The organism is Paenibacillus psychroresistens (assembly GCF_009728935.1).
GTDB classification, from domain to species: Bacteria; Bacillota; Bacilli; order Paenibacillales; family NBRC-103111; genus Paenibacillus_AC; species Paenibacillus_AC psychroresistens.
This window is the reverse complement of sequence record NZ_CP034235.1, coordinates 6,156,214-6,179,182: the sequence shown is the minus strand read 5'-3', so window position 1 is coordinate 6,179,182 and position 22,969 is coordinate 6,156,214. Positions and strand designations below refer to the sequence as shown.

The following is a 22,969-nucleotide window of genomic DNA, read 5'->3' as shown; positions in this document are numbered from 1 at the left end:
ATTATAAGAAAGTATAAGTTTTTTTACTTATACTTTCTTATAATTCCGGACAAACACACCATCTTCCTTCGGAAGGATGGCGTAGCCGTTTATCCTTGCTTACATCCACTTTTTGCGTTTATAATAAATTACCATGAGCGCTGTAATCACAAACATTACACAGATAACAATCGGATAGCTGTATGCCCAATCAAGCTCAGGCATGACTCGAAAATTCATCCCATAAAGCCCAACAATAAACGTCAACGGTAAAAAAATCGAGCTAATGATCGTCAACGTTTTCATAATCTCATTCATCCGATCAGACTTCATCCCCATCTGCAGCTCCAAAAGGCCTGTTAAGGATTCCCTGTAAGAGTCCAAAGAGTCGACAACGCGTGAAATATGATCATAAATATCAATAAAATAGACATCCGCTTCATTGCTCATAAAAGGCAGGTTTTGATGACAGATGGCGCCCATAATAATTTTCTCCTCAGCCATATAACGACGAACCTGGTGCAACAAACGCTTCAAATGAAAAATATCCTTGGCAATCCGAATATAAGGGTTCCGAAAAATACCGCGTTCCATTTTATCGACTTTATCCTCGACATGGTCCACTAGCAGCGTATATTCATCCACACAGCGATCTAAAAGATGGTAGAGAATGGCACCAGAATTGTCCATTCTATTGTCAAACTGCTGGAACTCCTGATGAAGCTCATCAAGAAAAGTAATTTCTTCATAGTAAATTGTGATGAGATAATTCTTCCCAATCACAATCGCCATCTCAATTGGCGTCATATTCTTAGGATGTACCGCATAAAAGCTGAGATATGTTTGATTCTTGTAGCGGTCCATCTTAGGACGTTGCTTCATATTAATACAATCTTCAACAAGCAAAGGATGACACTTAAAAGTTTCACCCAATACATGCTTAACTTCCTCAGGTGATGGTTTAAGCATGCGAATCCACACAACCTCAGCTTCTAGTGGGGCACGGACATCTTCTTCGGTTATCTTTTGATTCGTTGAATTATAAATCAGCATACTGGATCCCACCGTTCTTGAACCTAAGACTATTAACCACAGCATAGCATAAAAGAATTAGCTTGTCTTTCGTATCCATATCCGTTATAATAACTTTTGTTGTCTTTCAGAAAGACGAAGTTTAGGCCCGTTGGTCAAGTGGTTAAGACACCTCCCTTTCACGGAGGTAACAGGGGTTCGAGTCCCCTACGGGTCACCATTTATGAGACATTAGCTCAGCTGGTAGAGCACCTGACTTTTAATCAGGGTGTCGAAGGTTCGAATCCTTCATGTCTCACCATTTTTGTACTTTACAAAAATTAAATACCCTCGTATTAAGCGGTCATGGTGGAACGGCAGACACGCCATCTTGAGGGGGTGGTGCCTTCGGGTGTGCGGGTTCAAATCCCGCTGACCGCATTACAGTTTAAAACTCTCGGAACCCTTACACAGTAAGGGTTCTTTTGTTTTTAAAATTGATATGATGAGTGAAAAGTATATTGGATATAAATCTTTGGGGACGAATTGGGGACGAAAAAATAATGAATAGAGTGGTAATCAATGCCTGCTTCTTATAAGCAATATTTTTAAGATCTTAAATATCAATCTGATGGAGATTCCTTCATGTGCTTATTTTTACCAACACTGCGTTTGCGCAGACTGAAACCATGCCCGCTGCGTTGCGTTTTTTTGCAAAATATCAGCCTATCACTCCGATCATACTCGCTTGTCGTTGCTGTTCATTCATTTTTTTATTCCCCTCTCATGGAGGTTATCGCAGATAGTATCCCATAAAGTGAGGGGATCGGGGAGCAGTCATATGTTGTGGGGAGGTAATGAAATGGAGGACGGTAAGTGAGGGTTCACCCTGCATTCTGGGGCGTTGGACAATCGCTGCTTCTTCTGTCGGTATGACAATCATCGATTTACAATTGGAGTTCTCGAGGAAGCCTGGCATTGAAGAACGACCAATAGCCCCGTAGACGAAGAGAGTCAGGGCAATTTTCCAGCCATTACACGGTCTCGATCGGTGTTGGCTCGATCCGCTTTAGATGTTTTTCTAGTAAATCCGCATCACATACTGCCGCTACAAGTTGACTATCTAATTATTCAAAAAATGAGGTACACGGATATGTTCGAAGTTGAGTATACGATTGAAGAAGACGTATATAAATATCCTATTCTTAGATTTATTCTACAACCTCTTGTTGAGAATGCGCTTTATCATGGTATTCGAGATAGTGGTAGAAAGGGAATAATAGCAATTGGTGCATATCTTAAGGAGATCATGTATTCCTTTAGGATATTATTTCAAAATTAATACTACCCTGCTAAATCCCTTGATGCTCGCGATAATCAGTGGGCGAGCAGCCAACCGTTTTTTTGAACAAGCGATTGAAATGTCGGTAATTTGGAATTCCAACCTTGTAAGCAATTTCAAATGTTTTGAGGTTGGTGGTTATCAGATGTACTTTGGCACGTTCTATGCGCTCACGAGTGAGGAACTGCACGAATGGCTCACTGGTTATTTTTTTGAAAATCTGCGAGAAATAATTAGAACTGTAATTAATAGATTCTGCTAAATCCTCGAGAATATACTGGTGCTCGGGATGCGCCTTTATTTCAAGGATAATAGCTGCAACGGTACGGTCTACAGACTGCCCATTCGCCAAAAGACTGTTCAAGCTTACCGTAAACGAGCTGCACATTTCGTGAAGCGACCCAAGCGTCTGGCACGAGAAGAGCTCCTCTTGGAACTCGACTGTGTTGATGTGAGGGTCATTATCACGATTTAGCGAGGAGAGCAGAACATTCAAGGCATCGAAGAACAGTCCTTTGATTTGCTGAGGCTGCCAGCGATTGCGAATAGCCTCATCCAAAGTAAAAGTAATCAGCTCGTCCGATTTCCAAGAGGCTTGTTTAAGCAATGCTTCACGAATTCGGACGCTCCAAATCCCACGTGCTTCCAAGGGCAGAGGCGTATAGCCCAGAGGTATGTCTAAAGTGTGGGAAAAAGCAACATTTAAAGGTTGGTAAAAGAATAAATCTGGCTCCCTAAACGCTTTTCTCAACCAGGGCAACGCCTCACTAAGAGGGCTTGTGCCCATCTGCACACCCATGACAAAGCAACGAATTTTGAGAAATTGGACTAAAGCGGAAGCTATTTCCGTTCCTGTGAGTTCAACATTGCCTGAGCTTTGGACGATTGCAAGAAAGCGCCCCCTATCCAGCGCGATTAATCGGCAAGGACCCGACCTTTGCAAATATTCTTGCATTACGTTAACTGCGGCGAACTGCCATAGCTTTAGCTCCTCGGTCTTCTGAATGGAGAAGCGTAGTCCTTTGCGGTCGAATTCTATCCAGAAAAAAGCATAGGGTCCATTCACGGTTGGGAATCCGGATCCCTCGAGATGATGCAGCCACTGCTCGTTTTGTCCAAGCACCATTTCAAGAAATAAATTGCTCTCAATTTGGATCTCGTTCCGCTTTATCTTTTGTTGAAGAGCTGTTTGTGCGAATTTGGCTTCAGATTGACCCATAATGGCTGGAAGCATTCCCTCGAGTATATGAGTCAGCAGGTTTGAATCTAGCAAGCAGCGTTCCTTGAGCACATAAGAGGAAGCGCCAAGCTCAATGGCTTCCTGCGCGAAATGAAAATCTTCATGGCAAGTAAGAAGGATGTAGAGAGGAGGCTGAACCATAGTGTGCCTCAGCTCACGAATCATCTCAAGCCCGCTTTTCACAGGCATTGTAATATCCGTTATGACTATTTGCGGCTTCAGCTCCATAATAAGCGCAGCCCCCTCCGCGCCATTCTCTGCTTCGCCTAGCAGCTCGAATAAATCACTTCGCTGCTCTATCATGTGTCGGAATACTTTGAGTGCGGGTCTTTCATCCTCAACGAGAACAACCGTCGTTTTCTGCATAAGAACCTCCCATATTGCAAGCTTTAATCCAATTTATTATTGAAACGAAAGAGGAACGTAGTACCTCTATCTATTGAACTTGTAAATTCGTATTCCGCTTCAGGTCCGTATACCAGTCGAATGCGATCCCAAACATTACGAATGCCAATATGCATTCCAGTAGCCTCCAATAAAAGCCCCATTCGCAGTTGAGCAAGTTCGAATTCGTTTATACCCTTGCCGTTATCCGTAAGGCTGATGGAAATCTGATCACCCTCGGTAATTCTTGCCACACGCAGTATTAGCTTTCCATTAAGCTCCTTCAGGGGAAGAATGCCATGAAAGACGGCATTTTCGACCAATGGCTGTAGAAGCAGCTTGGGTACAAGGAGCTCCTCCAGGCCCTCGTCTATCTCTGTTTCCAAGACAAATGCTCTTTCGTAACGAAGCTCTAGCATGTGCAGGTAATCATCAATATAAGCAATTTCTTGCTCCAACGGCACGTGCTGCTCGAAGTGTTCCATGGAGTAGCGCAGAAGTGAGAGCAAACTGCCCATAAGTGACTTGATTTTGTCGTAATCGCCCATAATAGTGTACACCAATATCGTGTTTAGGCTATTATATAAAAAATGTGGATTAATCTGAGATTGCAGTGCTTTGATCTCTGTACGCCGTTTGAGTTCCTCTGATAGCTTCAAATCACTAAGTAATGTCTGCATATGTACCGACATCGCATTGAGTGTATGGCTTAACTCTCCAATTTCTCTGGGGGCAGGAGCAACCTTGACTGGAGCGAAATGCCCTTGCTTAATACGCTCGATATGCCTTCTTACCGCAAGCAAAGGGCGATAAAGGTAGAAGGCAAAGCCAAGGACGGAGATAAATCCGGCAATAGCGAGCAGGACAGCCCAATATTGGACGAATTGGCGAATGCGACGAGTGTCTTCCGTCAACACCTCAGCCGGGATTTCAGAGATTACAATAACCTGGTCGTATTGTTTGGACTGCTTGATCAGCACCAATCGTTCATTGAACAGGAATTGCGAGGATTGACCAAGTTGCTTCCAGCGTTCCAGCAAAGCCTGAGCAGATGAGTGGGCATCCTTGATACTGAGTGGATTTGTTGAAGAAATCAAGCTTCCTTGTGCATTGACAAGAGTGAAGAAACCTTTGTTGTCCGTTTCGACACGTTGGATAAGGTTGCGGTACAAGCTGTTTTTGATCGATATAATCAGAATTCCTTTAGCTTCCTGCCAGGTATCAAAAGGAATTCGCCTTAAATAATACGAGCGACCGCTATTATCAACGTTCTCATTCATATATCTCCAAGACTTACCCGATTTCAGGAAGTTGGAAGCGACTTTGCTAAAGCGCTCACGATCCTCGTAACTAACATTGCTTGAAGTGGTAAGTCCTTCATTTCTTAGCCTAAATAAGCCAAGATCGCCATCATTGTGAAAAACAGAGGCTGCAATATCTAGTGTTGCACTCAAGTAATTGGTTTGCACGGAATCCTCGTACGCACTGCCCGTTGAAGTCAAGGAGGACAGCACTGTAGGAAAAGATCCGTATTGATTACCCAAATCCTGAAGCTGGATCATTGTTAATTCGATCCGCTCCATGAGTTGACCGACTACCTGTTCATTGATGCGGCTCACCTGTTTCTGAATGGAAGCATCGGCTGCACCTTGTGTATTAACCACCAGAATGATAAGCGGAATGAATAGAACAGCCAGCATGAATATCAATAAACGAAAGAAAAAACTCGTTTTAAGGAACTGAAAAAAACGCACGTTATCACCCCCTTCTATTATAACGTGATTCTAATCGTGGAAATAGGGAGATGTTCAAAATTCATAAATCGGGTACACTCTATCAAGATAACGCCATGTAATGAAAACGAATTATTCCATATAATCAAATTAGCAGTTAATTGCAGAATAGGAGAGGGGTAAAACAAGATGTTAAAGAAGAAAACGTTAGGCTTACTATTGACCGCAACATTGATTGCCACTTTGGCAACGGGCTGTTCTTCAAGCGGTTCCAAAACAGAAGAGACGAAAGCACCCGTGGCTTCATCGGGAACAACAACAGCAGCACCGACAACCTTGAAAGTGCTTGCCATTATATTTGGTCAGCTGCCTAATGCTGACAATAATTTAGCGAAGGCTGACATTGAGAAACGCGGCAATATCAAGCTGGACATCGATTTTGTTCCAGCGGATGCTTACTCAGACAAGCTAAGCATATCTCTAACTTCAGGAGCGAATTACGATCTTGTCCTTTTCACTGACCCTTTCAATAAGTATCAAAGCTTTATCAAAAGTGGTGCTTTTCAAGATCTGACTCCCTACATCAAAGGCAAGAAAAATCTTGAGTTCATTCCAGAGCAAACGTGGAAAAATACGGAGAGCAATGGTCTACGTTTCGGAATACCTCGCCCTCGCGGCTTGTATGGTGGCGGCGAAGCTAATATCATTCTTCGTAAAGATTGGCTGGACCAATATAATCTTCAGGTGCCGAAGACATTGGATGAATTCACAAATGTGCTTAAAGTCTTTAAGGAGAAAGATCCAGCAGGTGGCGGTAAAACAATCCCTTATATAGTGACCAACACGATAGATGCCTATACGCAGATTCCGCCATTTGGCATGGCCAATCCGATAGCTTTCTCCTTCGGACTGCCCAATGCTTACAAGATTGAAGGAGGTAAGGCGAGTGCTGTATTCCAACAGCCAGAATACAAATCGTATCTGGAATGGCTTCGCCAAGCATACAAGGATAAGCTAATCGATAAGGATGCGCCTGTACAAAAGAGCTCGCAAGGGCAAGATAAATTTTTTGCTGGTGTTGCTGGATCTTATGTTGGTCAGGTGCAGCATATGAACCCTTCGGATTCATCTACCTACGGCAAGCTGCTTAAGACTGATCCGAATGCGAAGCTGGTTGCCATTCCTGAGCTTTCAGGTCCCAAAGGGGCAAAAGGTGCAGCGGTGATTACGGGCTATTATGGTCTGTGGGTGGTTCCGCAGTCCGTTGCCAAAGATAAAGTCCAGAAGATTGTTGACTTCCTTGATTTCAGCGCCAGTGAAGAGAACGATGCATTCTATCAGACAGGTGTAGTTGGTGTTCATTCTAGCGGACTTAAGAACGGGATTGCTGAAAAAACACCAGAGCAAGAAAAGGCTTACGCCAATGACCGTATCGATGTGTTTGTGATGGAAAACCGCTATGACCCTTACTACTATACTAAATCAACAACTAATCCTGATGTGGTCAAGACAAGTAAAAGCATCCTTGATGCGATTAGTAAAATTGGTATAGCCAATCCTTTCTTGCCTTACATTTCAGAAACAGCTGGTAAAAATCCGGATATTCTTAAGCCATTAACAGCGGCTGCAACGAAGTATGTAATGGGTGAAGGGGAATACGATTCGGTGCAGAAAGAAATTGACGTTTGGGCTGCAGGAACTGGCGAAACCATCCTCAAAGAATATCTCGATCAATATTCGAAGGATCATCCTTAAACGGGAGTTGGAAACGAGGGAGAGGGGATGTCCTCTCTCTTTCTGCTTTACTTGATTATCAAACAACATATGAAAAAGCAGGTGGATTAGCAATGGGAAATACATGGAAGAAACACATGCCGCTTTATGCATTTGCGCTGCCGGGTATGCTTTATTTTATATTATTTAAATATGTTCCCATCTGGGGACTCTTGTTGGCCTTTCAAGAATATAGTCCTTTTCGCGGCTTTTTTCAGAGTGATTGGGTAGGGCTGGCTAACTTTAAAGAGTTATTCGCCAAATCTGACTTCATTATTTTACTAAATAATACACTTTTATTAAGCTTTTATAATTTGGTTTTTTACTTTCCGCTTGTCATTGTTCTTTCCCTGCTGCTTAACGATTTACGATTTCGTGTCTACAAAAAAATAGTGCAATCCGTGCTTTATCTGCCACATTTTGTATCTTGGGTCATTATTGCCGGTATTACGATTATTTTCTTCGGTCCTTCAGGAATTATTAACCAGCTGGTTGAGAAGTTTGGGGGCAGCGATTTGTCTTTTATGACATCGACGGAATGGTTTCGTCCTTTGATGGTACTGCAGCATATCTGGAGGGATATGGGGTGGGGTACAATTATTCTGTTAGCTGCTTTGGTGGGGATTAATCCAGAGCTCTACGATGCCGCGAATGTAGATGGAGCGGGTAAATTAAGAATGATGTGGAGCATCTCACTTCCAAGCATTCGAAGTACAATTGTCGTGTTAGTGCTGCTCCAGCTTGGCACATCATTAGACTCTAATTTTTACCAGATATTCTTGTCTGAGAACGCGCTAAATCATGCGGTGGCGAATGTATTCGACCTTTACGTCTACCAAGTTGGACTTCTACAAGGAAATTTCAGCATGGCGACTACCGTAGGTCTTTTCAAATCCGTAGCGAGCCTGCTTATGGTGCTTGTTGCAGATTATTTTGCGAAAATATTAGGTGAAGAAGGAATTTTTTAAGGAGGAGCTATGGGAATTAAGAACAAACTTTATGATTATGGATTAGCAGCTTTCTTGTTACTCCTCTGTCTTACCGTCCTCATTCCCTTCTTATATATGCTGGCCGTTTCATTCAGCTACCCAGCGGATTCGGAGGGTGGTGCTTTTTTCTTGTTGCCGCCAAGATGGACATTTGATGCTTATTACTACCTGTTTTCTACATCCGTTTTTGTTAAAGTAATCGGCAATACGGTTTATATTACAGTCGTCGGTACCATTCTTAGTCTTATTGTGTCCGTGCTGCTGGCTTATGCACTTTCGAAAAAAACATTGCCAGGTCGACGTGTGATGATGACCGCTATTTTTTTGACAATGATTTTTCAAGTCGGACTTATTCCAACCTATCTCGTGGTCAAATCATTTGGATTGATCGACAGCTACTGGGCGGTTATGCTTCCCGTTCTTACTAATGCGTTTACGATCATGATCATGAAAACTTTTTTTCAAGCCTTGCCAGCCAGCCTTGACGAGGCAGCGCGTATCGATGGTGCTAAAGAACTGCGTATCCTACTGTCTGTTGTCATCCCCATGTCAACACCCATTATTGCTACCTTTGCTATCTTCTTTATGGTGGATAGATGGAATGAATTTTTTAATGCGATTATTTATTTGAAGGCAAATAAATGGCCCATTCAGGCATTGCTGCGACAAATGGTTGTCGTCGGATCTTCCCAAACAGGCTCTGATGCAGGCACAGAGGCGATTTCGCAGAATCTCGGTCTCAATGTGAAGATGGCGGCAATTCTGCTGGCTATGCTGCCAATCGTTTCGACTTATCCTTTTTTCCAGAAGTATTTCGAGAAGGGTGCTACGCTTGGTGCTGTGAAAGAATAATATGCCGAAGATAAGCATTATATAGCGGAGAAAAAGGTGAGAACGTTTTTAGTAGATCTCTTATGATGAAAACAGGAAGACAATCAGCCATTATATGAGGAGTGGAGCAAATGTTGAAATTAAATCAAGTCCATGCAGCCCAATATCGAGAAGATGGTTATCTGATTTACAAAAAGCCTGTTTTTACTAAAGATAAGATGGATCGATTGGAAGCCATTTTTGAAGATCATTTGCGTGATAAAGGGGATAAAATTTCTGATGAGCTCGATCGGCCCCATGTACGAGATCCGAGGCTGCTGGAATTTCTGCTGAGTGATGAGGTGCTGGATGTGATTGAGCCAATCATTGGACCTAATATTGCGCTTTGGTCGAGTCATTTTATTTGCAAAGATCCATTCAAAGGAAGAGCGACTCCGTGGCATGAGGATTCCGCTTACTGGAAAGGCAGGGCCTCTTCCTTTGAAAATATTGTAACCCTATGGCTGGCTATTGATCCCAGTAATAAACAGAATGGCTGTATGAGAGTCATTCCCGGCACACACACACATGGGTTCTCGGAATATGTGCCTGCGGATAGCAAGAACAACACATTTGATTCTCAGATTAAAGGCGTTGACGAATCCAAAGCGGTATATTTTGAATTGCAGCGTGGTGAGTGCTCGCTGCATGATTCAAGAATCATTCATGGCGCCGAAGCAAACACAAGTGCATTCCGTCGTTGTGGGTACACCATGCGCTATTTCTCAACGGATACGAAGGTGCTAGACCAAAGGGAAATTTGGCTTTGCCGCGGTAAAGATCTTGCAGGGAATGTGTATCAGAACGTTCAGATATAAAAACCTATATGTTGCAAGCAAACGGATTTCATAGATTGAGGGGAGTTAGATGAACAAGCGTGAACCGACCCGGCTGCTAATGCATGACTTTACGAAATCGACGGCTTCTTTTCATATGGCCCTGCATGTATTGAAGGATAGTGTTCCGATGCATTGGCACGACTTTTACGAGCTGAGCTATATTCTAGAGGGAGAAGGGACACAGTTTCTGAACGGCGTTGAGGAGCCTTTGAAGCAAGGGGGGCTTATGCTGCTGACACCCGCTGATTTTCATGAGGTCAAAGTAAAACCGGGAACCACGCTCAGAAAATTCAATGTCATATTCTCTCATGAGCTGTTGGACGAGAAGGTGAAGCTGCTGCTGTTCCGCAATTTCTTCGAGAAGTCAGTGCAACTGGGCGAAGCGGAGGCGGAATGGATGGAAGCAGATTTTCAGCGGCTGTGGCGCGAATATCAGGGTCAAGCTGAAGGTCGAATGCTTGGAATGGAGTATACACTTAATCGGATACTGCTTGATTTATTTCGGTATTGCTCGAGGTTAAACAGGCACGAAGCACATCAAGGCAGATCTGCAGTCATTCATCATGCCTTGGTTTTCATGCAGCATCATTTTCGTGAAGCGCTAACGCTTGAACAGGTCGCAGCTCAGACCAACCTATCGGCGAATTACTTCAGCGAGTGTTTTCGTAAGGTAACCGGCATTACGTTTCAGCAGCATTTACTTGATATGCGCTTGCAGTTTGCCCATGCCTTGATGACCTCCTCGCAGATGAACGTTACAGAGGTGTGTTTAACTTCGGGGTTTAACACACTTAACCATTTTGAGCGATCCTTCAAGCGCAAATACGGGCGTACACCTCGCAGCATGCGGGTTTTTATTTCTTGAGATATATTGAGAGAAGAATAAATTTAAGGATAAATAAAGGAGTTAGAGGGCATGAAAGCATTCAAATACGGTGCAGTATTGAAGGTTCAACGAGAGTTTACACTAGAAGATATCAAGCGCTCACTGGAGAGCATGAAAGGTATTGGTATGAATACCGTCGTTATATGGCCGGCTGTATTCTGGTGGGAGGATCGTACTCTTGCACATTATCCGTTCAATACGGGGCGTAGAATTTTGGAGATGGCTGATGAGCTCGAGATGAATATTATCATGGAGCTCGAGGGACAAATTACGTGCTTGGAATACATGCCGGACTTCGTCATGCGTCCCGAGTATTTTGCCGTGGATGCGGATGGTCATCATTTAAACAAAGGCACAGGCTACGGTTACCTTAATTACAGTCATCCTGAAGTGCGGATGCTGCTACATAAAGTATTCGAAAGTGCTGTTTCCAATTACAAGGATTATTCTTCTTTATATGGCTACGATATTTATAATGAAACACGTTTTGAGTCTTTCGATAGCTATACGCTCCAAACTTTCAGAGAATGGCTGAAGGAAAAGTATGGCACCATCGAGGCCCTTAATGATGCATGGGAAAGAACCTATTATGACTGGTCGCAAATTCAGTTTTCAAACTGGATGTGGGCGAGCGTTATGCCTGTTGTCGATTACAATCAATTTAAGAAATTCAACATGGGCAGAATTCTGCGCGAGTGGTCCGCAGTGGTCAAGGCGATTGATCCCCATCATCCGACGATTGCAGATAATGTGTATGCTTCCGTTTCTAGAGACGAGCACTATGTACTCCCCCAGGATGATTGGAATGTAGCGGAGAGTGTTGATGAATTCGGCATTTCCCTCTACCCCAAGAATGATGCTGTTGGATTAACTCCTTCCCAACGATGGCAGACGCTTTCAGGTGTGCACTCTGCTTCCCGTGAGGGACGCTTCTGGATTTCAGAGCTCCAGAGTCATAATGTGGCGATGTTCAATCCGTTTAGCGTTGTCAAGCCGCATTACTTGCGTTGGTGGTGCTGGGAAGCAATTTCCCATGGAGCCAAAGGAATCATTTATTGGAAATGGGATCCTTTTACTAAAGGGGTGCAGACCATGGGGCGAGGCTTGGTGGATACCCGCGGGAATTACACGGTTCGCGCGCATGAAGTTAAGGCAATCGCAGATGTACTAGCGGGTCATGAGCGGGAATTTGCAGAGTATGATCGAGAGCTGCCTAAGGTGGCTATTCTCTATGATCAGCTGAACCATGACTTCACTAAGGCTTATTCAAGAAACCATGGACAAAAGCTCTCGGACTCCATTCTGTTGGATTCGTTGACTGGGATGTATGAAGCATTCTGGGAAGAAGGCGTTGCTGCAGACTATGTCATACCACGCAATGTACTGAGCGGAGAAGTGAACAAATATAAAGCTTTGTTCATTACCAGCCAGGTCAATGTTACGGTCGAGCTTGCTGCAGCCATCGCAGATTTCATGGCACAGGGAGGCCTTGTCGTTTGCGATGGGCGATTCGGTGCTGTGGATAATTTAGGCATGGTGCATACTGTTATGCCTTTGGGTACAAGAAACGATGTATTGGGCTATACCTTCGAGGATATCGATCCGGAGGATTTGAATATTCGTTACACTAGCTTAACTTCAAGCGAAGGAAACAAGGATGAACTGGAGCTTGAGCTTGAGCTGACAGGCTACTATGAAAGACAAATTCTAGCTATATACGACTCGCGAGTGGAAGTACTCGGTCGCTTTGACAATGACGATCCTGCTATCATCAGAACACCGCACGGAAAAGGGGCAATCCTAACACTCGCCACATTTATGTGGTATGGCTATTTCATGGAGAAGCCAAAGGCGGTACTAGATTTCGTAAGGCAATTAGCTGACAGGTATGCCCTACGTGTTCATACATCAAGTCGCAAAGAGCTGAAGCTTTCGTCGTTACGCGGTAAGGATGGCCTTCTATTGTTTGTTACGAATTATGGAAAGGAAGACTTGATGGCGGATATAATTCTAGGCGATTTAGATTCGAATAGTTGCACAATAAAGCATTTATATGAAGGTAAAGTGCAGGAGCTGGCGGTGGAAGCCGACGGGAAATTGAAGTTTGCGTTTGAGATCAGCGGTCAGGATGTATCGGTGATCAAAGTTTCTTTTGCAGGATAATGGAGGGATTGAAAGTGGCTGAAGAGTATTACAAGAAGGTACTAAAACTATCATCCTCCCGAGTTTGGAGAACATATTATGGTGGTAAAGAGCTGGATAAATGGCATGGAAAAACCAGCCCGGAGGACGGGGAGCTGCCGGAGGATTGGATTGCCTCTACGGTGAACGCGCGTAATCCAGGGAGGGAGTCGATTCTGGATGAGGGTCTCAGCTATGTAATCTTGGAGGGCGGAGGAAGGCGGCTGCTTAAGGCTTTAATTGAGGAGGACCCAGACGCCTTTTTGGGCACTGTACATACAGAACGATTTGGCAGCCAAACGGGTGTGCTTGTAAAAATGATTGACTCACTCAGCCGATTAACCATTCAAGTACATCCAGACAAACGATTTGCTAAAGAGGTGCTGAACTCGAATTACGGTAAGACCGAGTCCTGGTATATTCTTGGGGGACGCGAGGTGAATGGTGAAGTACCCCATGTATTCTTTGGATTTAAGCCGGGTATTACAAGGGAAGTGTGGCAGGATCTCTTCAATCGACAGGATATCCCAGGGATGTTGAATTCTCTACACAAGATCCCTGTGAATGCAGGGGACGTGTTCTTCATTGAGGGAGGCGTTCCCCACGCGATTGGAGCAGGATGCTTTCTAATTGAGGTGCAAGAGCCGACGGATTACACATTGCGCACAGAGCGGACGACCCCGGAGGGACGGACAATTCCCGAGCTATTGATTCATCAAGGGGCAGGTCTGAAAAGCTTATTCGACTGCTTCCACTATGACAGCTTCACGGAAGAGGAAACGATTGCGAAATGGCGCAAGGAACCGCAAACCATTTATTCAAGCATAGATTCGGATGAAGCTGTTTTAATAGGCGAGGATACGACTACGTTGTTTGGTATGAATCGAATAAATGTGCGTGTTGCCTATCAATCGGCTGCTAAGAGCACCTTTGCGATTGCTGTAATTGTTAAAGGTGCCGGTGAAATCGCTTGGGAGGACGGCTCGTTAATCGTGCGTCAAGGTGATTTTCTGTTTATGCCCGTAGGCATTGGCAGTGTGCGCTGGACAGCGGCTAGTGGTACTGAATTGCAGATAGTCGTTTGTACTCCACCATTCCCTGTTCTAGGGTGGAACGGCTACCTCCCTTCAGAATCTTTGTGTTAACTAAATTGGGATCGTAGTATGTTGTAATTAGTAGGAGTTCCCATAAAAATATTAATTTATTCTGAGCAAACTAACTGGAAAACTCCTATCTATTAACTGAAAAATTGTTTGCTTCAATATTTACCCACTGAAAAAGAATGGCTTGTGGATGCAGGTTCTAGAGGTCACGGGGAGCTATGGGCTATTCCATGGGAGGGTGGAGTTGAGGATAACGTCCGAATTATAATTCTAATCCTGCTTGCCGGAGTTTAAGATAGCAATCGATTGTAAGCCATGTTGTGGAATCGGGGATACAAGATGTACGGAGTCATAATCGTCAGAAGGTAGTATTTCTTCCAAATCCGTATGTCTTTTATTAAAGCCGAATCTCAAACCAATGACTGCATTACCTAATATTGATCAACGCAGCTTGGATGGCGCGTAGCCATAATGACGTTTGAAAAGCTTGCTGAAGGTATAGATATCCATGTAGCCTAGCGTGTTGGATACTTCAGTAACGGACATTGTGGTTTCTGTCAAAAGGTGAACGGAACGCTCCATTCGCAGCTTCGTTATGGTTTCCTTCAGTGTAATTCCAGTATGCTCCTTCATCAGCTTGCTTATATATCGCGGCGTGAAACCAAAGGGTTTGACTAAAGCTTCATAATTAATGGGTTCAGAAAGCTGGAAGCGAATGGCGTCCTGTATCTTTAGAATAATCAGCTTATGTTGATAGCTTTGAAGCGGGAGCTCTTTACGATTAATCCCCCTAATCCATCGGGTGAGAATTAATTTAAGCAGAATGTCAATTTCAGCTGAGTCGTTATCGTCGTCCTGTCGATGAGCCAATTCTATTAATTGATGCACTAAAGGCTCGATGAGGGATGTATCCCGAAAGGTGACACAGCGTTCTTCGGGCAAGATGCCCACTATAGCTTCTTTCTCTTCTTTGTCCACCATGCTGAAATGGCAGAATAGGACGAATAGAGGTTGATTCGGGTTTTGCTCCGCTGAGATTCGGTCTTCAGGCTGAAGTATAAAGCAAGTTCCGGGTTGAATGGAATAGCTCACTTGATTAATATTTATCTTGCCTCGACCTGATACTACATACCAGACATCATAATCTTTAAAAGGACTTGGCTGCCAAGACCAGCTTGGTTCACATTGGTATTTACCAGATGACTTGCTCGCTAGCATATATAGATCGTTCCACTGAGTGGAAAGCTTGACTTCTGTTGACATAAAGCTACTCCTCCTTAATTCAAATCAATCTGACATATATCTATAGCATAACAAAATAATACGCAGTTGAGTACAAAAAGTATGAAGCTTCTGCCATTCTGTGATTGGCTCCTAAGTGGTATCCTTAAATAAAGGATATCACATTAAATAACAGGAGGAATAATGTATGAGTAAATTGGAATTAACCGCAGAGCAAATAAACAATCAGCTGTATCGATATGATAAGGTGCACGTAAGTCTAAATAGCAAAAACGAATTGCAGGCTGAGCACTTGCAGAATTATCGAAGGGATGGATTCCTTTCCATCGATTCTTTGTTGGAGCAGCCTATCGTGGATAGCGCAATTGAAGGGGTTATGGAACTTGGCTTTGTCGATAGGAAAGGAGCAAAGCTGCAATTTATAAAGTCGGAAAAGGAGCTTAAAACTTTAGAAGAAAAAGAACTGGCGTTACGTAAAATCTCCGAATTTGTTGAGGAGGATGAACGGCTCAAGGCTGTTGCGTACCACCCAGAAATTCTAAACGTAATCCGACAGATTTTTGGGGAAGAGCCTAAGCTGATACAGGATATGGCCCTACTGAAACCACCGCATGGTGGGGGTGAGAAGCCATGGCATCAAGACATGGCCTATGGTAATTTAACCTATACGAAAGCGGTTATTGGCGTATGGATCGCTTTAGATGAAGCGGATGTCAATAATGGCTGTATGCACGTCATTCCAAGATCCCATCAGGAGGGGGCAACACCGCACTATGCAATCCGGGATTGGCAGCTTTGCGACATTCAAGTTCCTGTGGAAAGAGATGTCATTGTTCCCTTAAAGCCAGGCGGAGTTTTGTTCTTCCATGGAATGCTGTACCATGGAACCCCATCTAATTTCTCGAACAAACAGCGCCGAGCTTTGCAATTCCATTATGCCCCTGCTTCTTCGGAGCGTGTGGGTCCACATGAATATAAGCGGATGTTCACTAATGAATTATCAGGTGCGGAGTGTTAGTTAACTTGCTGCAGCATTTCTTTGCGGTATTGATGAGGTGACATGCCTTTCTGATTTTTAAACTGTTTGATGAAATAACTGGAATGATTGAAGCCTGATTCCAGCGCGATTTGAGTAATACTTTTGGCGGGGTCGAGCAGTAATTGCTCGGCTCTTCGTATTTTTAAGAGCAATGTATATTGAATAAAAGACGTATGCATGAGCTTTTTAAAAAAACTAGCAAACCGACTATAGCTCATCATACTCATTCTAGCTGCTTCATCAGCCGTAATATTCTTGTGGCAGTTATCATTTAAATAGACAAGTAATTGGCTGAATGCTTCCATTCTGCTTGTGTCCTCGAACGAGGTGGATTCGGAATCTGTAAAGAACACTTTTTGGTGGCGAAGCAGCCAGAGGGTTAGCTTTAGTACCGCGGCTGCAATGGCAAGCTCAAATCCGAGTAACTTAGAGCGGTACTCCGTTGCCATTTCTTCTATAAGACCATGAATATAGGATTTGTCCTGTTGTTCTGGCTTGATTATTTTTACAAGTCCACTGAATGAAGCACTATAAGGTGAAAAATGGCGTAGTTGAAAAGCAAGCTTTGGCATTGGGCTTAATAATTCAGGATCGAAACCAATCACGTAATGATGCGAATGTTGGTTTTTATCAACGGTCACACTGTGTACTTCACAGGGATGGATAATAATGAATTCTCCTTCTTCAGCCTCATAAATATGGTTTCCGTTTGTAATAGAAGCTTTACCAGAAGCAAAATATATAATTTCCATATGATAATGCCAATGGGACGGAATGTGATAGCCTTGGTCATTAGTTATTTGGCTGCCTATATAGAAAGGCCTGTCTATATCGGTTAATCCGCTTTGATTTTTATTTTGTTCGAAATAAGGGCTCGGGATCATCTCTTAAACTCCTCAAAAAATAAGTAGAATCGTTATATTATTCGGTAGCTTTATTATAGTGTATGCACTTATTTTTTTGTACTCTTGAGATACGTTTGAATATGGAGGCGAAAAGAATGGATCAGAATAGATTGTTGTCATTACCTAGTAAATTTTTTGTGGGGTGTAATTATTGGGCCTCTCATGCAGGAACAGCGATGTGGACGGATTGGCGTCCGGAGCAGGTTGATCTGGATTTGAAAAGGTTGTCGGAAGCTGGAATCGAGGTCATTCGTGTTTTCCCGCTTTGGCCTGATTTTCAGCCTATCGAAAGTATGTATACAGGAGAAGGTCAGCATCATGGTTATCGATTTGGTGAAGCAAGGCTTCCGGATGATGAGGCTGGAAGGGCCGGAATGTCAAAGATTATGATGGAGCGCTTTCGAGACTTTACAGAGATTGCAAGTCGATATGGGATCAAACTAATTGTAGGACTGATCACAGGCTGGATGAGTGGACGTCTCTTTGTGCCCCCTGCCCTGCGAGGCAAGCCGATCCTTACTGACCCTGATTCCATTCGCTGGCAGGTGCGATTTGTTAGCTATTTTGTGAAGGATATGAAAGATTCCAGTGCTATCATTGCTTGGGATTTGGGGAACGAGTGTAATGTCATGGGGAAAGTCGCAAGTCAAGCAGCTGCTTATGTATGGACAGCTGCTATTGCTAATGCCATAAAGGGCAATGATACAACACGTCCGTTGATATCTGGAATGCATAGCTTGCAGCCTAAAGGGAAATGGACCATGCAGGATCAGGGCGAGCTGACAGATATTCTCACAACACATCCTTATCCATTCTGGACACAGTATATGGATTACGATCCGCTGACATCGATTCGTCCTACACTGCATGCTACAATAGAAAGTTTGTTTTATGGCCAAATTGGTGAGAAGCCTTGCTTCGCAGAAGAGATGGGAACGATGGGACCTATGGTTTGCAGTGAAGAAGTGGCTGCCGCTTTTGGCCGTACAAGTATGCTGTCCCAGTGGGCGCATGGACTTCCCGGTTTGTTATGGTGGTGTGCCAACGATCAGACGAAGCTCAATCATGCTCCTTACGATTGGGTAGCTTGTGAAGGTGAGCTTGGACTAATGACTGAGGAAGGCAGAGTTAAACCGGTGTTAAGGGAGATGGGGCGATTAAAGCAGGTTATCCAAGAGCTGCCGTTTGATAATTTACCGGATCGGATTGTTGATGGTGTGTGCATACTTAACAGTGAACAGGATCATTGGGCTGTTGCAATGGGTGCTTTTCTCTTAGCGAAGCAGGCCGGCTTTGATATCGATTTCCGGTTTGAGGATCAGCCTATTCCGGATGCTAGCTTCTATTTATTGCCCTGTGTAACGGGCGTACAAGGAGTAGCTAAGCAACGCTGGGAACAGCTATTGCATAAGGTAGATGAGGGTGCAACACTCTACATGTCGTCAAATGATGGTTATATGCTTAATTTTGCAGAGCTAACGGGGTTAACGGTGCAAAATCGCAGCCGCCGAGCAACGGATGCCGTTGCCATCTTGAAACATAAGAAGGGTGATATTGCATTGAATTTCCCAGGTGCATTCAAGCTGGAGTTCAGCAATGATCGAGCTGAGATACTTGCATCAGAAGCAGATGGCAATCCAGTTCTGACGAAAGCATCGTATGGAAAAGGATGGGTGTATTTCTGTTCTTTACCGCTTGAGCTAGCTATGACACAGCGAACCGGTGTTAGTTATCAGCCGCTGGAATTCCCTTATTGGCGGATGTATGAAGCAATTTCCCGAGAAGTACGAGCTATGCGGGTACTTCAAGTAGATGAGCCTCATATTGGGATAACCGAGCACCCAGCGGATGAAATCTCGCAACTCGCCGTGCTGATCAACTATTCTCCACAACAAAGAGAAGTTCCATTGTTAGTTAAAGAGGGCTGGTACTTGGCTGATTGCTTTTATGGGAAGAAGCCTCAGGAGAGGGATGGAAAGACCTTTATAAGTTTTGAGCCCAATGATGCCGTTATTCTTAAGTATGTAAGGTCTTAAAAGTCTCGAGTTTATATAAGGCAACGTTAACATAAGGCTGTTCATTTGTGTATACAGACAAAGGGCAGTCTTTATGCAGTGGTAGTTTATTTAACAAAACCATGCATTTATCTTTGTTAATGACAAACATTTTCCAAATGAATAAAAAGGCCAAGGCTATTCTGAAAATGATTTCGAAAATTGAATGATAAAAATTATTACTGCTGTTATAATAAAAAGTTATGGAAGCGTTACCTAGCTGAATCTACAGATAGAATGGCAACGCAGAGGAATGTTTAATCTGTGATGGTGAATTGAATATAAAAACTGGGGGAGTCTCAATTGATCCGTTATATAAAGAGTTCGTTGCAATGGAAACTCATTCTAATGATTTCGTCTATAGTCATACTAATTATCGCGACTATTGGCAGCTTCAGCTATTATAAGAGCTCGAGGGCAATACAATCCGATGCACAGCGATTCAGTAATCAAATTCTTAAACAGGCTACCTTAAACCTAACCCGCTATATTAATGATAACGAACGATTTTTCCAGTCCTTGGCTGTCAGTGATGATTTTCAGGTATGGACAAGACTTACACCAAAGGACATCTATGGTAATTATCTAAGCTTAAAGAATATGGAAAATCATTACATTGATCCTTATATTAGCTATCATCCGGAAGCACTTTCGATCATTATGTATAATAGAAATGGGAACGAAACCATTTATCGCAACAGCTCTACCTTGGACCCTGTGCTCGATACTCAATTCACTTTGCCAGCATCGGGGATGATTGATCAGCTGCTTGATCATGGTAAAACTCAAACTATTGTCAAAGTAAGGGAGGACTATAAGTCCAATTATGGTCGTAGGATTAAGCTCCCTGTTCTGACTTATTTCCAAAAGCAGTTTTATAATAACCAAACCGCTTATCTTGCTGTTGATATTTCGCTAGAGCCAACCCAGCAGATCTTGAATGAGATTGAATTAGGCAAAAATGGGCAGGCATTAATCGTTAATTCTGCAGGCCTTGTGATATCGGCTCCAGACCTAAATCTAATCAATACCAAGTTAGATCAAGCGACTCTGGATCAGATGGGAACTATTCCCTCAGGCTATGTATACGATGGAAACAAGAAGCAGTTGATCGTTTACCAGTCCATTCAACGGACGGATTGGCGTGTGATTGTATTCGTGCCTTACAACGAATTGGCCAAACGTATTATCGAGATACGAAATTGGACGATTGCTATGACACTTCTTAGTCTATGTATTGCTATAATATTGGTATATCTGGTAGCCCACTCTGTTACTAAAAGGCTCAAATTGCTTCGCAGAACGATTAAGATGGGAAAGCTAGGTCATTTCGATATTCGTTCAGATGTGAAGGGGACAGATGAGGTTGCGGAATTATCTGAGGCCTATAATTTGTTGCTTGATCGAATCGACTCTTCCATCCATTTGCTTGCTGAATCGAAAATTGTGCAGCAGCAGGCTATATTATCGGCACTGCAGTCACAGATTAATTCTCATTTTCTCTATAATGCACTTGAATCGATTAATGCTATGGCTAATCTGGCTGGGCATCAGCAAATTCGCAAGTCAACACTGGCCTTGTCTAATATGCTGCGTTACACGTCTAATTACAAAGAATCGCTTGTCACCCTAGAAGATGAAGTGGCACATATAAGCGATTATATTCAAATTATGGACAATCTGTATCGGGATGAAATGGAATTCCACTTTGATATAGATTCTGAGGTAGCTCAAGCTCAATGTTTAAAAGCAACCATTCAGCCTTTTGTCGAGAACTGCATTAAGCATGGTTTTGAAGTAACTGGCAACCGAATGACCATCCGTATATCTGCTTATCGCTGGGAGAAAGATTACATCCGAGTAGAGATTGAAGATAATGGGAGTGGAATTAATCCTGAACAACTCCATGAAATTAATGATGCATTAAACAGGGAAAGTACAGAACAAGAGTTTTTACAATTGACACGTATTGGTATGCTAAATGTGCAGTACAGATTAAAAACCTATTACCCTCATCATCAGAAGAGTGGCATTTCAGTAGAGCGAGTATCTGCTGATGGAGGAACCAAGGTATCTGTCATATTTCCTTACCGAGTAAAGGAGAGGAATACTTTATGATTCGCGTTTTACTGGTAGATGATTCTGCGCTTATTAGGGATAGCCTTGAAATGTCATTGAAGGCTTATCAACAAACAACTGTTGTTGCAGGAGCCGCTGCAAATGGACTTAAGGCATTGGACTGGCTGAAATCTCACTATGCTGATTTATGTATCACGGATATTAGAATGCCTGCGATGGATGGACTGACACTTGTTGCTGAAATTAATCAGCTCTATCCATGGATGAGATCTATTATTGTGTCAAGCTATGATAATTTTCAATATGCCAAACAAAGCATCCAACTGGATGCACTGGATTATATTATGAAGCCTGTAGACGACGTGCAACTTTTCGCAGCATTAGATAAAGCAACAGCAAGAATCAAGGAAGAAAGAAATCGCCAAGCTGCCCAGCTGATGCTGAGAAAGCTGCCCCATCATAAACTTTGGCTGGATAGATGGCTGGAACACATCCGAACCCTGCATGTTGAAACCTTGCCTTTATTGATCGTAGAAACCCTTGAACTATTAGAGGAATGGGTGGAGGGCAATTACAGTCTGTTGAATCCATTATGCAACGTATGGCTCCGAACTCTAATTGAGGAATTGTCAACAGAACGCTTTCAAATGGAGCTGGAAGAAGGTACTGACCTCGGACTAGGGGATTCGACTCTTACTTTGCAAGCCTTACGCAGTTATTTTCGATTATGTGCAGTAAGAAGGCTAGAAGAAGGTGCTAATTGCTTAGTGGATACTATGCGGGGCGTTAGAGAACAGCAGTCTTCAAAAGTGATTGACAAGGTTAAGCAATATATCGATCTTCATTATGGTGAACAGATTAATCTGCAGGAGCTGGCAGAATTTGTTGCGTTGAATAAGACGTATATGTGTACATTGTTTAAGCATGAAACAGAAATGACCATTGGCGCCTACATTGTAGCGATTCGAATGCGCGAAGCACGGAATAGCCTAATGGAAACAGCAGAAAAAATATATGCTATCGCCAATCAGGTCGGCTATGAGGATGTGACCTACTTCTCGCAATTGTTTAAGAAGCATTACGGGTTTAGTCCGCTTGAATATAAGAAACGGATGAAATCATAATAGATGACAGCTATACAGGACAGGCCTTTATGAGGCACTGTCCTTTTTAAATTATCAGAAAGTATATAATTCCATACTTTTAGCTGATAATTCTTAGCAAACGTACCATCCCTAATACTAACGAGCAAAAGACTTTGTTGCTCGTTAGTATTAAGGATGGCGAAGCCGTTTACCCTCGTTTGTAGAATAGTGTACA

At 43.2% G+C, this 22,969-nt stretch carries 19 protein-coding genes and 3 tRNA genes; 17 read left to right on the top strand and 5 right to left on the bottom strand.

The genetic code is table 11. From position 1 onward, the window contains the following. Positions 1-99: 99 nt before the first annotated feature. Entirely contained in the window at positions 100-1,032 is a 933-nt protein-coding gene (gene corA, locus EHS13_RS28025) for a magnesium/cobalt transporter CorA (RefSeq protein WP_155703544.1), read from the bottom strand. 124 nt (positions 1,033-1,156) lie between these two features. Here corA and EHS13_RS28020 point away from each other — a divergent pair. The 5 genes from EHS13_RS28020 (at position 1,157) to EHS13_RS36970 (ending at position 2,332) form a co-directional block, all read left to right on the top strand. Continuing rightward, positions 1,157-1,231, top strand: a tRNA-Glu gene (locus tag EHS13_RS28020). Positions 1,232-1,236: 5 nt separating this feature from the next. Then, a tRNA-Lys gene (locus EHS13_RS28015) sits at positions 1,237-1,312 on the top strand. A gap of 38 nt (positions 1,313-1,350) precedes the next feature. Beyond that, a tRNA-Leu gene (locus EHS13_RS28010) sits at positions 1,351-1,431 on the top strand. A gap of 416 nt (positions 1,432-1,847) precedes the next feature. After that, a complete protein-coding gene (locus tag EHS13_RS36975; protein ID WP_155703543.1) occupies positions 1,848-1,994 on the top strand; it encodes a hypothetical protein in 147 nt (48 codons plus the stop codon). Between the two features lie 149 nt (positions 1,995-2,143). Then, complete coding sequence (locus tag EHS13_RS36970; RefSeq protein WP_155703542.1) at positions 2,144-2,332, top strand: sensor histidine kinase; 189 nt, start codon at positions 2,144-2,146, stop codon at positions 2,330-2,332. A gap of 10 nt (positions 2,333-2,342) precedes the next feature. Here EHS13_RS36970 and EHS13_RS27995 read toward each other — a convergent pair whose 3' ends face one another. Further along, complete coding sequence (locus EHS13_RS27995) at positions 2,343-3,938, bottom strand: helix-turn-helix domain-containing protein (RefSeq protein ID WP_155703541.1); 1,596 nt, start codon at positions 3,936-3,938, stop codon at positions 2,343-2,345. A gap of 23 nt (positions 3,939-3,961) precedes the next feature. Then, the gene (locus EHS13_RS27990; protein ID WP_155703540.1) at positions 3,962-5,710 is read right to left on the bottom strand and encodes a sensor histidine kinase; all 1,749 of its coding nucleotides are present in this window, start codon (positions 5,708-5,710) and stop codon (positions 3,962-3,964) included. A gap of 168 nt (positions 5,711-5,878) precedes the next feature. Here EHS13_RS27990 and EHS13_RS27985 point away from each other — a divergent pair, with 168 nt between their 5' ends. From EHS13_RS27985 to EHS13_RS36965, 8 genes are all read left to right on the top strand, one after another. Continuing rightward, entirely contained in the window at positions 5,879-7,444 is a 1,566-nt protein-coding gene (locus tag EHS13_RS27985) for an extracellular solute-binding protein (RefSeq protein WP_155703539.1), read from the top strand. A gap of 92 nt (positions 7,445-7,536) precedes the next feature. Beyond that, on the top strand, positions 7,537-8,430 hold the full coding sequence (locus EHS13_RS27980; RefSeq protein WP_155703538.1) for an ABC transporter permease: 894 nt from the start codon (positions 7,537-7,539) through the stop codon (positions 8,428-8,430). 9 nt (positions 8,431-8,439) lie between these two features. Beyond that, positions 8,440-9,303: a carbohydrate ABC transporter permease gene (locus EHS13_RS27975; RefSeq protein ID WP_155703537.1), complete on the top strand. Its 864-nt coding sequence runs from the start codon at positions 8,440-8,442 to the stop codon at positions 9,301-9,303. 110 nt (positions 9,304-9,413) lie between these two features. Further along, a complete protein-coding gene (locus EHS13_RS27970) occupies positions 9,414-10,139 on the top strand; it encodes a phytanoyl-CoA dioxygenase family protein (RefSeq protein ID WP_155703536.1) in 726 nt (241 codons plus the stop codon). A gap of 49 nt (positions 10,140-10,188) precedes the next feature. Beyond that, on the top strand, positions 10,189-11,025 hold the full coding sequence (locus tag EHS13_RS27965; RefSeq protein WP_155703535.1) for an AraC family transcriptional regulator: 837 nt from the start codon (positions 10,189-10,191) through the stop codon (positions 11,023-11,025). Between the two features lie 51 nt (positions 11,026-11,076). Beyond that, positions 11,077-13,209 carry a beta-galactosidase gene (locus tag EHS13_RS27960; protein ID WP_155703534.1) on the top strand — a complete coding sequence of 711 codons (2,133 nt, stop codon included), beginning with the start codon at positions 11,077-11,079 and terminating at the stop codon, positions 13,207-13,209. Between the two features lie 14 nt (positions 13,210-13,223). Beyond that, entirely contained in the window at positions 13,224-14,372 is a 1,149-nt protein-coding gene (locus tag EHS13_RS27955) for a class I mannose-6-phosphate isomerase (RefSeq protein ID WP_155703533.1), read from the top strand. A gap of 108 nt (positions 14,373-14,480) precedes the next feature. Then, positions 14,481-14,624 (top strand): hypothetical protein, encoded by a 144-nt coding sequence (locus tag EHS13_RS36965; RefSeq protein ID WP_155703532.1) that lies wholly within the window; start codon positions 14,481-14,483, stop codon positions 14,622-14,624. A gap of 147 nt (positions 14,625-14,771) precedes the next feature. Here the strand turns inward: EHS13_RS36965 and EHS13_RS27945 are convergent, their stop codons facing one another. Further along, positions 14,772-15,593 carry an AraC family transcriptional regulator gene (locus tag EHS13_RS27945; protein WP_155703531.1) on the bottom strand — a complete coding sequence of 274 codons (822 nt, stop codon included), beginning with the start codon at positions 15,591-15,593 and terminating at the stop codon, positions 14,772-14,774. Positions 15,594-15,759: 166 nt separating this feature from the next. Here EHS13_RS27945 and EHS13_RS27940 point away from each other — a divergent pair, with 166 nt between their 5' ends. Continuing rightward, on the top strand, positions 15,760-16,590 hold the full coding sequence (locus EHS13_RS27940) for a phytanoyl-CoA dioxygenase family protein (protein ID WP_155703530.1): 831 nt from the start codon (positions 15,760-15,762) through the stop codon (positions 16,588-16,590). Here EHS13_RS27940 and EHS13_RS27935 read toward each other — a convergent pair. After that, positions 16,587-17,495, bottom strand: coding sequence for an AraC family transcriptional regulator (locus EHS13_RS27935; RefSeq protein WP_155703529.1), 909 nt, complete (start codon positions 17,493-17,495; stop codon positions 16,587-16,589). The genes EHS13_RS27940 and EHS13_RS27935 overlap by 4 nt on opposite strands. Before the next feature lie 116 nt (positions 17,496-17,611). On the opposite strand from EHS13_RS27935, the gene EHS13_RS27930 reads away from it, so the two are divergent. From EHS13_RS27930 to EHS13_RS27920, 3 genes are all read left to right on the top strand, one after another. Continuing rightward, positions 17,612-19,552, top strand: a complete 1,941-nt coding sequence (locus EHS13_RS27930; protein WP_155703528.1) for a glycoside hydrolase 5 family protein — start codon at positions 17,612-17,614, stop codon at positions 19,550-19,552. A gap of 321 nt (positions 19,553-19,873) precedes the next feature. Beyond that, the gene (locus EHS13_RS27925; RefSeq protein WP_155703527.1) at positions 19,874-21,688 is read left to right on the top strand and encodes a cache domain-containing sensor histidine kinase; all 1,815 of its coding nucleotides are present in this window, start codon (positions 19,874-19,876) and stop codon (positions 21,686-21,688) included. Further along, positions 21,685-22,773: a response regulator gene (locus EHS13_RS27920; RefSeq protein WP_155703526.1), complete on the top strand. Its 1,089-nt coding sequence runs from the start codon at positions 21,685-21,687 to the stop codon at positions 22,771-22,773. Before EHS13_RS27925 ends, EHS13_RS27920 begins: the two co-directional genes overlap by 4 nt. The last annotated feature ends 196 nt before the right edge of the window (positions 22,774-22,969 follow it).